The organism is Aeromicrobium sp. CFBP 8757 (assembly GCF_014841755.1).
Lineage (GTDB): Bacteria > Actinomycetota > Actinomycetes > Propionibacteriales > Nocardioidaceae > Aeromicrobium.
In genome coordinates, this window is record NZ_JACYUM010000002.1 from 155,979 (window position 1) to 168,688 (window position 12,710).

The 12,710-nt window shown below is 70.4% G+C and carries 12 protein-coding genes; 3 read left to right on the forward strand and 9 right to left on the reverse strand.

Annotated features, from left to right (window positions below; genetic code table 11):
* The first annotated feature begins 98 nt into the window (after positions 1–98).
* Positions 99–1,316, forward strand: a complete 1,218-nt coding sequence (locus IFT73_RS07630) for a hypothetical protein (RefSeq protein WP_192167117.1) — start codon at positions 99–101, stop codon at positions 1,314–1,316.
* A 76-nt stretch (positions 1,317–1,392) separates the two neighbouring features.
* Here IFT73_RS07630 and IFT73_RS07635 read toward each other — a convergent pair whose 3' ends face one another.
* The 4 genes from IFT73_RS07635 to mshA are packed head-to-tail and all read right to left on the reverse strand — an operon-like array spanning position 1,393 to position 4,605.
* On the reverse strand, positions 1,393–2,136 hold the full coding sequence (locus IFT73_RS07635; RefSeq protein ID WP_192167118.1) for a phosphoglyceromutase: 744 nt from the start codon (positions 2,134–2,136) through the stop codon (positions 1,393–1,395).
* Positions 2,137–2,152: 16 nt separating this feature from the next.
* Entirely contained in the window at positions 2,153–2,818 is a 666-nt protein-coding gene (locus IFT73_RS07640; RefSeq protein ID WP_192167119.1) for a DsbA family protein, read from the reverse strand.
* A gap of 42 nt (positions 2,819–2,860) precedes the next feature.
* Positions 2,861–3,355: a YbjN domain-containing protein gene (locus tag IFT73_RS07645; protein ID WP_192167120.1), complete on the reverse strand. Its 495-nt coding sequence runs from the start codon at positions 3,353–3,355 to the stop codon at positions 2,861–2,863.
* Positions 3,352–4,605, reverse strand: coding sequence for a D-inositol-3-phosphate glycosyltransferase (gene mshA, locus IFT73_RS07650; protein ID WP_192167121.1), 1,254 nt, complete (start codon positions 4,603–4,605; stop codon positions 3,352–3,354). The genes IFT73_RS07645 and mshA overlap by 4 nt, the downstream gene beginning before the upstream one ends.
* 75 nt (positions 4,606–4,680) lie before the next feature.
* On the opposite strand from mshA, the gene IFT73_RS07655 reads away from it, so the two are divergent.
* Positions 4,681–5,418: an SDR family oxidoreductase gene (locus IFT73_RS07655; RefSeq protein WP_192167122.1), complete on the forward strand. Its 738-nt coding sequence runs from the start codon at positions 4,681–4,683 to the stop codon at positions 5,416–5,418.
* Positions 5,419–5,421: 3 nt separating this feature from the next.
* On the opposite strand, the gene IFT73_RS07660 is transcribed toward IFT73_RS07655, so the two are convergent.
* The 4 genes from IFT73_RS07660 to IFT73_RS07675 all read right to left on the reverse strand — a co-directional run bounded on the left by IFT73_RS07660 (position 5,422) and on the right by IFT73_RS07675 (position 9,594).
* Positions 5,422–5,883 carry a MaoC/PaaZ C-terminal domain-containing protein gene (locus IFT73_RS07660; protein WP_192167123.1) on the reverse strand — a complete coding sequence of 154 codons (462 nt, stop codon included), beginning with the start codon at positions 5,881–5,883 and terminating at the stop codon, positions 5,422–5,424.
* Complete coding sequence (locus IFT73_RS07665) at positions 5,880–7,391, reverse strand: fatty acyl-CoA synthetase (RefSeq protein WP_192167124.1); 1,512 nt, start codon at positions 7,389–7,391, stop codon at positions 5,880–5,882. The genes IFT73_RS07660 and IFT73_RS07665 overlap by 4 nt, the downstream gene beginning before the upstream one ends.
* Positions 7,392–7,522: 131 nt before the next feature.
* A complete protein-coding gene (locus IFT73_RS07670) occupies positions 7,523–9,142 on the reverse strand; it encodes a DHA2 family efflux MFS transporter permease subunit (protein WP_192167125.1) in 1,620 nt (539 codons plus the stop codon).
* Positions 9,139–9,594 (reverse strand): MarR family winged helix-turn-helix transcriptional regulator, encoded by a 456-nt coding sequence (locus IFT73_RS07675; protein ID WP_056611986.1) that lies wholly within the window; start codon positions 9,592–9,594, stop codon positions 9,139–9,141. Before IFT73_RS07675 ends, IFT73_RS07670 begins: the two co-directional genes overlap by 4 nt.
* 160 nt (positions 9,595–9,754) lie before the next feature.
* Between IFT73_RS07675 and typA the strand changes: the two genes are divergently transcribed.
* Complete coding sequence (gene typA / locus IFT73_RS07680) at positions 9,755–11,620, forward strand: translational GTPase TypA (RefSeq protein WP_056611983.1); 1,866 nt, start codon at positions 9,755–9,757, stop codon at positions 11,618–11,620.
* Between the two features lie 81 nt (positions 11,621–11,701).
* Here the strand turns inward: typA and IFT73_RS07685 are convergent, their stop codons facing one another.
* The gene (locus IFT73_RS07685) at positions 11,702–12,649 is read right to left on the reverse strand and encodes a hypothetical protein (RefSeq protein ID WP_192167126.1); all 948 of its coding nucleotides are present in this window, start codon (positions 12,647–12,649) and stop codon (positions 11,702–11,704) included.
* Positions 12,650–12,710: the final 61 nt, after the last annotated feature.

The window sequence follows — 12,710 nt, forward strand, 5'->3', positions numbered from 1 at the left end:
GGACACACAGGGTGAGCCCTCGCCCTTGCCACACTCTCAGGAGACCCATGTCCCACCCACGCTCGTCCGCGGTCCCCGTCATCGCGTTCCTCGCACTGATGGTGGGGCTCGTCCTTGCGCCGTCGGTCGTGCCGGCGGCACAGGCGGAAGCGGCCGACGAGTGGATTCTCGTGTCGCCGCCGGACATCTGGGGCACGCCCCGGGTCGGCGAGAGCCTCGGCGCCAACCAAGGCGAGTGGCGCCCGGGCCCCTACGCGGCGAAGTTCACGTGGCTGCGTGACGGCACGACGGTCCTGGAGTCTTCCTCGTACTCGTCCTACGACATCCAGCCGGAGGACGAGGGCCACATGATCTCGGCCCGCGTCACCGTGACGCACCCTGAGCTCGGCGAGCGGACCACGACAACTGCGCAGATCGGCCCGATCAACGCCGACCGTCCCTTGTACGCACCAGACAGCCCGGTGCTCGGTCTCCCCCACCCGGGACACACCCTGGACGCGAATCCCGCCCCATGGGTCACCGATGGCGGCGTCGTCGTCCCCGATGTCGATGTCGCCTACCAATGGATCCGCAGCGTGCCGAACCAGGACAACACCGACGAGGCCATCCCCGGCGCCACGCAGCGGACCTACACCCCGACCCCGGAAGATCTCGGCTGGTCCATCCGCGCGACGCTCACCGGCACCAAGCCGGGTTACTACTCCTACCCCGTGACGAAGCACGCCGGGGTCATCGTCGTGAAGGTACAGAACCTGTCCGTCCCGACCGTCGGAGGCGACGCCGTCGTCGGATCAGTGCTGACGGGGCGCCAGGGCACGTGGGTCCCGAGCGTGGAGAGCGAGTATTTCAGGCTGTCCTTCCAGTGGCTCCGTGACGGCACCGAGATACCCCGCGCGACCTCGCCGGACTATCTGCTCACCGACGCGGACGCGGGACGACAGGTCTCGCTGCGTGTCACCGGCAACGCCTACGGGTACTTCCCTCACCGCGCCGCGGCGACGTCGCTCCCCACGGCGGTGCGAGCACGCCCGATCGTGTCGCCCCCCGCCCCGATCCGCCCGGTCGTGTCGCTGACAGGCCGCTCCACCAAGCGGGGAGCAGCAACGCTGAAGATCCGCGTCACGCCCAGACGCGCCGCCACCGCGACGATCCTCGACGGACGCAAGGCCGTGAAGCGTGCGGTCAAGGTCACGAATGGCATCGCGACAGTGAGGCTGACGCGCCTCAAGAAGGGCCGCCACACCTTCACGGTCCGATACGCCGCCCAGCCGGGCGTCATGGCCGCCAGCGCGCGCGTCACGGTTCGCGTCCGCTGAGCACGGACGTCTACAGCCCCACAACAATGGGACGACGACTCACTCCTCGAGGGGCCGTAACCCGCTCCTCAGCGGGTCAGCGGCCCTGGTTGGCCACGGCGGCGATGGCGGCCTCGGCCGCGGACGGGTCGAGGTACTGGCCGCCCTTGACGGTCGGGCGCAGGTCGGCGTCGAGCTCGTAGACCAGCGGGATGCCGGTGGGGATGTTGAGTCCCACGACCTCGTCCTCGCCGAGCCCGTCGAGGTGCTTGACGAGCGCGCGCAGCGAGTTGCCGTGCGCCGTCACGAGGACGACCTTGTCGTCGAGCAGGTCGGGCACGATCGCGTCGTACCAGTAGGGCAGCATGCGGTCGAGCACCTGGGCCAGGGCCTCGGTGCGCGGCAGGAGCTCGTCGGGCAGCGCGGCGTAGCGGGGGTCGGCGGCCTGGCTGAACTCGTCGTCGTCGGCGATCGCCGGCGGCGGCGTGTCGTACGACCGGCGCCAGGTCATGAACTGCTCCTCGCCGTACTGCTCGAGCGTGGCCTTCTTGTCCTTGCCCTGCAGCGCACCGTAGTGACGCTCGTTGAGCCGCCACGACCGCTTGACGGGGATCCAGTGGCGGTCGATGCCGTCGAGCACGATCTGCGACGTGCGGATCGCGCGCCGCAGCAGCGACGTGTGCGAGACGTCGGGCAGCAGATCGGCGTCGGCGAGCATCGTCGCGCCCCGGTGAGCCTCCTCGACGCCCTGCTCGTTGAGGTCGACGTCGACCCATCCCGTAAACAGGTTCTTGGCGTTCCACTCGCTGTGGCCGTGGCGCAGGAGGATCAGGGTGCTCATGGCACGAGCCTATCGCTCACTCCTCGGAGGGCTGCTCGGCCTTCCACTCGGTGTAGATCTGGTGGAGGGCCTGCACGTAGTCGTTCTGCGACTGCATGCCCACGAGCGTCCACCGCTGCTCGATCGCGACGTACGGCAGCTGCGCCACCTCGAGCGACGTGCCCACCTCGTCCTGCGTCCGCACCTCGTCGGCGTACTCGGTGCTGGCGAGCAGCGCCTCGGCCGTCTCGAGCTCGAGCCCGACGAGCGCGGCGCGGGTCGCGAGCGTGAACGGGTCGCCGATGTCGGCGCCCTCGAGGAAGTGCGCGCGCCACAGCTGGTGCAGCAGGTCGCGCTGGAAGCCGGGCCCGGACTCGTCGGCCCACGTGAGCAGCCGCCACGCGTCGAACGAGTTGGCCTGCACGGCCTCGTCGAAGTTGAGGTCGATGCCCGTGATGCGGGCGGCCGCGGTGACCTGGGCGTTCAGGAGCTCGACCTGGTCGCGTCCACCCAGGCGCTCGTCGAGCGCCTCGAGCAGCAGCCGGCCGTCGCTCGGCTCGTCGGGCTCGAGCAGCAGGGCACGGTAGGTCAGCTCGATCGGCTCGCCCGTCAGGATCGAGAACATCGCCGCGGCCCGCTCGAAGCGGGTCGAGCCGATGTAGGCCCACGGATCCGTCACGTCGGCGAACACGATGACCTTCACCCCGAGAACGCTACGCGAGACCTGGTGGACCGCGCCGGTCGGTCAGGGACGGAGGTGCTTGAAGGCGTCGAGGTTGCGGGTCGACTCGCCGCGCGACTCGCGCCACTCCCACTCCTTGCGGATCGACGTGGCGAAGCCCAGCTCGAGGATCGTGTTGAACGACTCGTCGGCGTACGTCAGCACCGAGCCGAGGATGCGGTCGAGCTCGTCCGGGGTCACCGATCCCAGCGGCACCCGTCCGTCGAGGTAGATGTCGCCGGCGGAGTCGACCGCGAACGCGACGCCGAACATCTTGAGGTTGCGCTCGAGCAGCCAGCGGTAGACGACCTGGTGGTTCTCGTCGGGGTTGCGGGCGACGAAGGCGTGGACGCCGAGCGCGTGCCGCCCGATGTCGAGACGGCACGTCGTCTGCAGCTTGCGCTCGCCCGGCAGGGTCACCTCGAACGTGCCGGTCTGGTGCTCGGTGTAGGCCAGCGACGCCGCCTCCAGCGTGTCGATGATGGTGCGCCGGACGTCGTCTGCGGTCGTGTCGGTCATGCGGATGCCTCCTGGCGGGCGGTGACGGCCTCGGCGTAGACGCCGAGCGTGCGGTCGGCGGTGACGTCCCACCCGAAGCCCTCGGCGTGGCGGACGGCCTTGTGGCTCATCGCCTCGCGGGCGGCGGGGTCGGTCAGCAGGTGGTGGATCGCGGCGGCGTAGTCGACGGGGTCGTGGCCGTCGATCAGCACGCCCGTGACGCCGTCGGACACCGACGTCGACAGGCCGCCGACGCGCGCCGCGACGACGGGCGTGCCGCAGGCCTGCGCCTCGATCGCGACGAGCCCGAACGACTCGTTGTGCGACGGCACGCAGACGACGGACGCCGCCGAGTACCAGTCGGCGAGCTCGCGCTGCGCCACGGTCGGCACGAAGCGGACGACGTCGTCGATGCCGAGCTCGACGCCGAGGTCGGACAGGGACGTGGGTTGGTCGAGGCCCGAGCCCGACGCCCCGCCGACGACCGCGACGACGAGGCGCGATCGCAGGGCGGGGTCGGCGCGGAGCATCTCGGCGGCCGCGCGCAGGACGACGTCCGGGGCCTTGAGCGGCTGGATGCGTCCGGCGAAGAGCAGGAGGGCCGCATCGGGCTCGATGCCGAGACGACGCCGGGCCTCGTCCTGGCGTCCCGGCGTGAACACCTCGAGGTCGACGCCCGGGTGGACGACCGCGACCCGCTCGGGCGACGCGCCGTAGAGCTCGACCAGCTCGCGCCGCTCCTCGGCCGTGTTGGCGATCAGGCGGTCGGCGAGACGGACGATCTCCTCCTCGCCGTAGATGCGGCCGATCGGCTCGGCGGCGTCGCCCTCGGCCAGCATCGCGTTCTTGACCTTGGCCATCGTGTGCATCGTGTGCACCAGCGGGACGTCCCACCGCTCGCGCGCCACGGTGCCGACCTGGCCCGACAGCCAGTAGTGCGAGTGGACGAGGTCGAAGTGGCCCGGCTCGCGCTCGACCTCGGCGCGCAGCACGTCGCGGACGAACGAGCACAGCTGCGACGGCAGGTCGTTCTTCTCGAGCCCCTCGAAGGGGCCCGCGGCGACGTGGTGCACCCGGATGCCCGGCTCGGCGTCGTGCACGGCCGGCTGGTGGCGGGACGTCGCACGGGTGAAGATCTCGACCTCGATGCCGCGCGCGGCGAGCTGGCGGGACAGCTCGAGCACGTACACGTTCATGCCACCGGCGTCGCCGTCGCCCGGCTGCTCCAGCGGAGACGTGTGAGCCGACAGCATCGCGATTCGCCGGAGCATGGGCACCCACCTTTCGACTCCATCGTCCCACCTGCGCGTCAGCGTGCACCCGCAGTGGTCTGACACGATGGGCCCATGCCCACCGCCGTCGTGACCGGAGCCAGCAGCGGCATCGGTGCCGCCACCGCCCGCGCCCTCGCCCACCAGGGGTTCCACGTGTTCTGCGTGGCCCGCCGCACCGACCGCATCGAGACGCTCGCCGCCGAGATCGGCGGCACCGCCGTCACGTGCGACGTGACGGACGAGACGCAGGTCGCCGCGCTCGCCGAGGCCGTCGGCCCGTCCCTCGACCTGCTGCTCAACAACGCGGGCGGGGCGCTCGGCGTCGACCCCGTGTCGGCCGCCGACGCGGACGACTGGCGCCGCATGTTCGAGGTCAACGTCATCGGCACGCTGCTGGTGACCAAGGCGCTGCTGCCGGCCCTCGTGGCCAGCGGGGCCGGGACGCTCGTCAACCTCGGCTCGACCGCGGGTCACATCACGTACGAGGGCGGCGGCGGCTACACCGCCGCGAAGCACGGCGTGACGGCGATGACCGAGACGCTGCGCCTCGAGCTCAACGGCCAGCCGGTCCGCGTCACCGAGATCGCCCCCGGCATGGTGCGCACCGACGAGTTCTCTCTCAACCGCTTCGGGGGCGACGAGGCCCGCGCCGACGCGATCTACGCCGGCGTCCGCGAGCCGCTCGTGGCCGAGGACGTCGCCGACGCGATCGTGTGGGTCGCGACGCGGCCGCACCACGTCAACGTCGACCTGATGGTCATCAAGCCGCTCGCGCAGGCGGCCCAGCACAAGGTGCACCGCGAGAGCTGAGCCTCACGTCCGGTCGCGGGCCCTCACCATCAGCGGGATCCGTCCCTGCTGGACGATCCCGCCGCGCTGGTCGACCAGGGTGAACAGGCGGTCGACGACCCCCGTGTCGCCCGCGCTGGTGCGTCGCACGCCGACGATCTCGAGCCGGCACGTGATCGTGTCGCCGATCCGGACGGGTGCGACGAAGCGCCAGTCCTCCACCCCGAGGAGCGCGACCGAGCTGCCCTCGAACACGCCGAGCCGCGACACGAGTCCCATCGCGTACGACATCCCCAGCAGGCCGTGCGCGATGCGCTCGCCGAACCGTCCGTCGGCGGCCGCGACGGCGTCGGTGTGCACCTCGTTGGTGTCCCACGTCGACGCCGCGAACGCCACGACGTCGGCCTCCGTGACGGTGCGGGCCTGTGTCGTGAGCACCTGTCCGACCGCGAAGTCCTCGAGGAACCAGGGCCCCGGGCCCGTCATCGATCGAGCCCGTCGCGCAGCACGCGCTTGAGCAGCTTGCCCGACTGGTTGCGCGGCAGCTCGTCGACGAGGTGGACGTGCTTGGGCACCTTGAAGCCGGCCAGGCTCTGCCGCGCGTGGGCGATCAGCTCGTCGGGCGTGACGGGCGCCGTGGTCACCACGACCGCCGTGACGGCCTCGATCCAGCGGTCGTCGGGCGTGCCGATCACGGCGACCTCGGCCACGGCGGGGTGCGTGTAGAGCGCGTCCTCGACCTCGCGCGACGCCACCAGCACGCCGCCGGTGTTGATGACGTCCTTGATGCGGTCGACGACCGTCAGGTAGCCCTGCGCGTCGACGCGGACCAGGTCGCCGGAGTGGAACCAGCCGTCGCGGAACGCCTCGGCGGTCTCGTCGGGCTTGTTCCAGTAGCCCTCGCAGAGCTGGGGCGAGCGGTAGACGACCTCGCCGGCCTCCCCCGCCGGCACGTCGTCTCCGTCGGCGTCGACGACCCGGACCTCGACGAACAGCACGGACCGTCCGCACGAGTCGGAGCGCTCGGCGTGCTCCTCGGGACGCAGCACCGTCGCGAGCGGCCCGATCTCCGACTGGCCGAAGCAGTTCCAGAAACCCAGGTCCGGGAGCGCCTCCTGCAGCCGGTGCAGCACGGGCTGCGGCATGATCGACGCGCCGTAGAAGGCCTTGCGCAGGCTCGACAGGTCGCGGGTGCCGGCGTCGGGGTGCTGCGACAACGGCACCCACACGGTCGGCGCGAGGAACACCGACCTGAGCGACCGTTCCTCGACCAGGCGCAGGACCTCGGGGATGTCGGGCGCCTCCATGAGGTGGTTGGTCGCGCCGACCGCCAGGTAGGGCATCAGGAACACGTGCATGCCCGCGGAGTGATACAGCGGCATGGGGTGCAGCGGGTCGTCGGACTCGGCCAGGTCGAGCGCGACGATCGACGAGACGTACTCGTGCACCAGCGCGCGGTGGGTCATCATGGCGCCCTTGGGCCTCGACGTCGTGCCGGACGTGTAGAGCAGCTGCACGAGGTCGGAGTCGGAGACCTCGACGTCGAGCACGGGCACCTCGCCGGTCGACGCCCGCTCGAGCAGCGACCCGCCGGCGTCGCGCAGCGGCACGACGATCGCGACGTCGAGGCCCGCGGCGTCGAGGGCCGGCCGCAGCGGCGGATCGACCAGCACCGCGCGGCTGCCGGAGTCGTCAACGAGGTAGGCCAGCTCGTCGCCCGTCAGCGCGTAGTTGATCGGGACGTGGACGAGCCCCGCGCGGGCGCAGCCCAGGTAGGCCAGCAGGTACGCGTCGGAGTTGCGTCCGTACGTCGCCACGCGGTCGCCGTGGCGCAGCCCGAGGTCGAGCAGCACGCGAGCGGCACGACTGACCGCGTCGTCGAGCTCGGCGTACGTCCAGACGCGTTCGGCGAACAGCAGGGCCGTCCGGTCGGGGTGCCGGCGGGCGCTGCGCTGCAGCACCCCGTCGACGGTGCTGGCTCGGGTGGACGACATCGGACCTCCTCGACGGGGCTCGGACGACCCCGACGCGCCCAGCCTATGTGGCGTGGGCCACAGGGTCGCGGGACGTGCGACGGCCCCGCCCGGGTCGTGCCCGGGCGGGGCCGTCGTCGGTCGAGGACCGGTCAGTGCATCATGATCGGCGGCGTCGTGCCGTCCTCGGCGTCGAGCAGGTGCGACTTCTCGCGCTTGCGGGGCAGGAACGCCACGGGCACGAGCGTCACGACCAGCACGAAGAACGCGACCCAGTACGACGACTGGAAGGCGTCGGCGAGGTCCTGGAGGCCCTGCGCCAGGACGTTGGCGGGCACGCCGAGCGCGTCGACCAGGCCCTGACCCTGGTCGGTGTTGGAGCTGGCCGCGAGCTGGGCCGGCGTCAGCCCGCCCTCGACGCCCGGCAGGTTCTCCGAGCCGGCGATGACCGAGCCGCTCTTCATGGCGTTGGTCAGGACGACCGAGATCGTCGCGATGCCGGTCGCGCTGGCGACCTGCTGCGTGACGTTGAGCAGCGTCGACCCGCGGGCCACGTCGGAGGCCTTGAGCGTCTTGAGCGCCGAGGTGAACAGCGGCATCATCGTCGCGCCCATGCCGAGGCCCGTCACGAACAGCCAGCCCATGATGGTCCAGTCGGACGTGCCGGGATCCGTGCTCTGCGTCAGCCCGAACATGCCGATCAGGATGCCGAGGAAGCCGAACGGGACGATGCGCCCGACCGGCATCTTGTCGGTCAGCGCGCCGGCGATCGGCATCGTCAGCATCGCGCCGATGCCCTGGGCGGCGATCAGCAGGCCGGCCTTCTTGACCGAGTAGCCGTCGACCTGCTGGAAGTAGGTCGGCACGAGCAGCAGGGCTCCGAAGAACGCGGCGGCGAACAGGAACATCGTGATGATCGAGACCGTCAGGTTGCGGTCGGCGAACAGGCGCAGGTCGAGCAGCGGGTGCTTCGGCTTGAACGACCAGACGACGAAGGCCGCGATCAGCAGCACGCCCACGATCGCGGGCAGCAGCACCTTGAGCGCCAGGACGGTGCCCTCCTCGGGGATCGAGGAGACGCCGTAGAGCAGCGCCGCGAGGCCCGGCGAGAGCAGGAGCATGCCGACCACGTCGAGGGCCTCGCTGGGCTCCGGGGCGTCCTTGGGCAGGACGCGCTGGGCGTAGAGCAGGCCGATGATGCCGATCGGCAGGTTGATCAGGAAGACCCAGTGCCACGACGCCGCGTCGATCAGGACGCCGCCGATGATCGGGCCCAGGATCGGGCCGAGGAGCATCGGCACGCCCAGGATCGCCATGAGGCGTCCCATGCGGTGCGGGCCGGCCGCCTTGGTCATGATCGTCATGCCCAGCGGCATCAGCATGCCGCCGCCGAGGCCCTGCAGCACGCGGAAGCCGATCAGGGCCTCGATGTTCCAGGCCGTCGCGCACAGCAGCGAGCCGAGCGTGAACAGGGCGATCGCGGTCATGTAGAGGCGCTTGGTGCCGAAGCGGTCGGCGGCCCACCCGGTCAGGGGGATGACGGCCGCCAGCGCGAGCATGTAGGCCGTCGCGGTCCACGCGACGGTCGAGTACGACAGCGGCTCGCCGTTGCTCGACAGCTCGGTCTGGAACGTCGGCAGGGCCACGTTGACGACCGTGACGTCGAGGATCGACATGATCGCGCCGAGGACGACGACGCCGGCGATCTTGAGCAGGTCGGGGGTGATCCGGTCGTCGTCGGGATCGACGACGGGGGGTGGGGCTGAGGTCATGCGGAGAGCTCCTGTTCGAGGGGGCTGCGGTCGAGCAGCGGGACGAGGGCGTCGTGGAGGCGTTCGGCCTCCGCGGGGTCGAGCCGGGCGATCTGGGCGCGCATCGCGGCCTTCTTGAGCTCGATGTGGGCATCGGTCGCGTCGCGGCCGGCGGGGGTGATGGTGACGTGCTTGACGCGTCGGTCGGCGGGGTTCTCGCGGCGTCCGACCAGACCGGCCGTCACGAGCAGGTCGACCGCGCGGCCCGTCGCGGCGACGGACAGGCGGATGCGCTCGGCCAGGACGTGGATCGGCAGCGGCTCGTCCGTCTGCGACAGGACGAACAGCGCCTTGACCTGGCTGAGCGAGAGCTCGAGCTCCATGAAGTGGTCGACGGTGTCGGAGTCACCCGTCGCCACGCACGTGGAGAAGAACCCGTAGAGGGAGTCGAAGACTCGGTCGTGGCTGCTCACCGGGAGATACTAACGCTGGCGCAACTGTTGCTCAAGCGAAATCTTTGTCACACCGCAATGAACGGGACGTTACGCGATTCGTCGCCGCGCGAGGCGCACCCCTAGAATGGCAAGGCTCCGTCTGTCGAGAGCATTCCCCCACGCTGAGGACTTTTTTCGCATGCCCATTCGCTCCGACCTGCGCAACGTCGCAATCGTCGCCCACGTCGACCACGGCAAGACCACGCTGGTCGACGCCATGCTCCAGCAGCAGGGACACTTCGACGAGCACCACCAGCTCACCGAGCGCGCCATGGACTCCGGCGACCTCGAGCGCGAGAAGGGCATCACGATCCTCGCGAAGAACACCGCCGTCCGCTACAACGGACCGGGCTCGCCCGAGGGCGGTGTCACGATCAACATCATCGACACCCCCGGTCACGCCGACTTCGGTGGCGAGGTCGAGCGCGGCCTGTCGATGGTCGACGCCGTCATCCTGCTGGTCGATGCCTCCGAGGGCCCCCTGCCCCAGACCCGGTTCGTGCTGCGCAAGGCGCTCGCGGCCAAGATGCCGGTCGTCCTGGTCGTCAACAAGGTCGACCGCCCCGACTCGCGCATCGCCGAGGTCGTCGACGAGACGTACGAGCTGTTCCTCGACCTGCTCGAGGACGGCGCCAGCGAGGACGCGCTCGACTTCCCCGTCGTCTACGCCTCGGCCCGCGCCGGCCGCGCCTCGCTCAACAAGCCCGAGGACGGCGGACTGCCCGACAGCGAGAACCTGATCCCGCTGTTCCAGACCATCATGGACGCCGTTCCCGCCCCCGAGTACATCGAGGACGCACCGCTGCAGGCGCACGTCACGAACCTCGACGCGTCGCCGTTCCTCGGCCGCCTGGCGCTCGTCCGCGTCTTCCAGGGCACCCTCAAGAAGGGTTCGCAGGTCGCGTGGATGAAGCACGACGGCACGGTCGAGAAGGTCAAGATCACCGAGCTGCTCGTCACCGAGGAGCTCGAGCGCGTCCCCGGCGAGAGCGCGGGCCCCGGCGACATCGTCGCCATCGCGGGCATCCCCGACATCACGATCGGCGAGACGCTGGCCGATCCCGAGAACCCCGTCGCGCTGCCGCTCATCACGGTCGACCAGCCGGCCATCTCGATGACGATCGGCACCAACACGTCGCCGCTGGCCGGACGCGAGAAGGGCACCAAGGTCACCGCCCGCCTCGTCAAGGACCGCCTCGACCGCGAGCTCATCGGCAACGTGTCGCTCAAGGTCGTCGAGACCGAGCGTCCCGACGCCTGGGAGGTCCAGGGCCGCGGCGAGCTCGCGCTGGCCATCCTGGTCGAGCAGATGCGTCGCGAGGGCTACGAGCTCACGGTCGGCAAGCCGCAGGTCGTGACGCAGGAGGTCGACGGCAAGATCCACGAGCCGATGGAGCGCCTGACGATCGACGCACCCGAGGAGTACCTCGGCGCGATCACGCAGCTGCTCGCCGTCCGTCGTGGTCGCATGGAGCAGATGATCAACCACGGCACCGGCTGGGTGCGCATGGAGTTCATCGTCCCGGCGCGTGGCCTGATCGGCTTCCGCACCGAGTTCCTGACCGACACCCGCGGCACCGGCATCGCGCACCAGACGTTCGAGAAGTACGAGCCGTGGGCCGGCGAGATCTCGACCCGTCCGTCGGGCTCGCTCGTCTCGGACCGCGCCGGTGCGGCGACGTCGTACGCCATGACCAACATCCAGGAGCGCGGCACGCTGTTCATCGAGCCCGCGACCGAGGTGTACGAGGGCATGATCGTCGGCGAGAACTCGCGCTCGGACGACATGGACATCAACATCGTCCGCGAGAAGAAGCAGACCAACGTCCGCTCGAACGCCGACGAGTTCGAGAAGCTCGTGCCGCCGCGCAAGCTGTCGCTCGAGCAGTCGCTGGAGTTCTGCCGCGAGGACGAGTGCGTCGAGGTCACCCCGGCGTCCGTCCGCATCCGCAAGATCATCCTCGACGCCACCGAGCGCAACCGCGCCAACCGCGGCAAGAAGTAACCCCTGGCGGATAGGTAGCGACCCGTTCCGGGTCGGCCCGGTGAGCCTGCGACGTGTCCCCGTTCGGGACAGGTCGCAGGCTCACCGCTTTGTGGGGTGGGCGGCCGAGATGGGGACGAACAGCGAGGACCACCGCTGCCCGAAGACCGGCGCGGGCCCGGCGTACCCGCACCGGACCAGCTGGCGGTAGACCTCCGAGACGAGCTTCATCGGCCTGGCGAGCTTCTCGTTCGTGACCTGCACGTAGCGCCATCCGTCGTCGCGGAAGCCCTGGTACCGGTCGATGTCGACGTTCCACTGGGCGACGTCGCGCAGGTGCTGTCGCCCTTCGTACTCGATCAGGAGCTTCCACAGCAGGTAGACGAGATCGCCCCGGCCCAGGAACGCGCCCGCGGCGTCCCGCACGTCGCGATTGACCTCCGGCACCGGCAGTCCGGCGAAGACCAGCACCGCACGCGTCTCGGACTCCTTGAACGATCGGGAACCGCCGTCCAGGAACGGCAGGACGCGACGCGCCTGGTGCGCCCCCGGCCGCCATGGTTCACGAGCTGCGAGCTCGGCGACCTCGACCGAGGTCATGTGCCGGTTGCCGAGCAACCAGTCGCCGGCCGTGATGGCATCGAGCGTCCGCGCGGTGGCGCAGAGCTGCACGAACGCTGCTGCCGGGGTCACGCCCACGTCGTCCAGGGGAGGAAGGACGGCCGTGCGATGGAGGAAGATGTCGGCCAGGTCGATGTGCAGGTCGCCGGACACCACGAAGTGGAACGGCCTCGTCTCGCCCATGCCCAGGCCCAGGTGCTGGAGCCGCGTCAGGTGGCTCAGCTGAGCCCGCGGCGGCATCGCCAGCGCCGCCGCAGCGATCCAGTCGAGGTCGGTCATGACGTGCTCGACGTGCACCCAGACCCGCGGGAACAGCGACGTCCAGCTCTTGCCGCGCAGACGACGCTCGCTGACCCCGAGGGCCCGAGCCTCGCGGACGTGGAAGGGTCGGTGTCGCAGTTCGTCGGGGATCACGGCAGCCGGTGGCATGAGTCCATCGGACGACGGCCGCATCCTCCCCCGGAACCCGATCGCGTCCGCCTGTGGAAAG

Bases quoted from the DNA above. Each gene is read 5' to 3' on its own strand.
- IFT73_RS07630 (WP_192167117.1), top strand. From the start codon at position 99: ATGGTGGGGCTCGTCCTTGCGCCGTCGGTCGTGCCGGCGGCACAGGCG.
- IFT73_RS07635 (WP_192167118.1), bottom strand. From the start codon at position 2,136: ATGAGCACCCTGATCCTCCTGCGCCACGGCCACAGCGAGTGGAACGCC.
- IFT73_RS07645 (WP_192167120.1), bottom strand. From the start codon at position 3,355: ATGACCGACACGACCGCAGACGACGTCCGGCGCACCATCATCGACACG.
- mshA (WP_192167121.1), bottom strand. From the start codon at position 4,605: ATGCTCCGGCGAATCGCGATGCTGTCGGCTCACACGTCTCCGCTGGAG.
- IFT73_RS07655 (WP_192167122.1), top strand. From the start codon at position 4,681: ATGCCCACCGCCGTCGTGACCGGAGCCAGCAGCGGCATCGGTGCCGCC.
- IFT73_RS07660 (WP_192167123.1), bottom strand. From the start codon at position 5,883: ATGACGGGCCCGGGGCCCTGGTTCCTCGAGGACTTCGCGGTCGGACAG.
- IFT73_RS07665 (WP_192167124.1), bottom strand. From the start codon at position 7,391: ATGTCGTCCACCCGAGCCAGCACCGTCGACGGGGTGCTGCAGCGCAGC.
- IFT73_RS07670 (WP_192167125.1), bottom strand. From the start codon at position 9,142: ATGACCTCAGCCCCACCCCCCGTCGTCGATCCCGACGACGACCGGATC.
- typA (WP_056611983.1), top strand. From the start codon at position 9,755: ATGCCCATTCGCTCCGACCTGCGCAACGTCGCAATCGTCGCCCACGTC.
- IFT73_RS07685 (WP_192167126.1), bottom strand. From the start codon at position 12,649: ATGCCACCGGCTGCCGTGATCCCCGACGAACTGCGACACCGACCCTTC.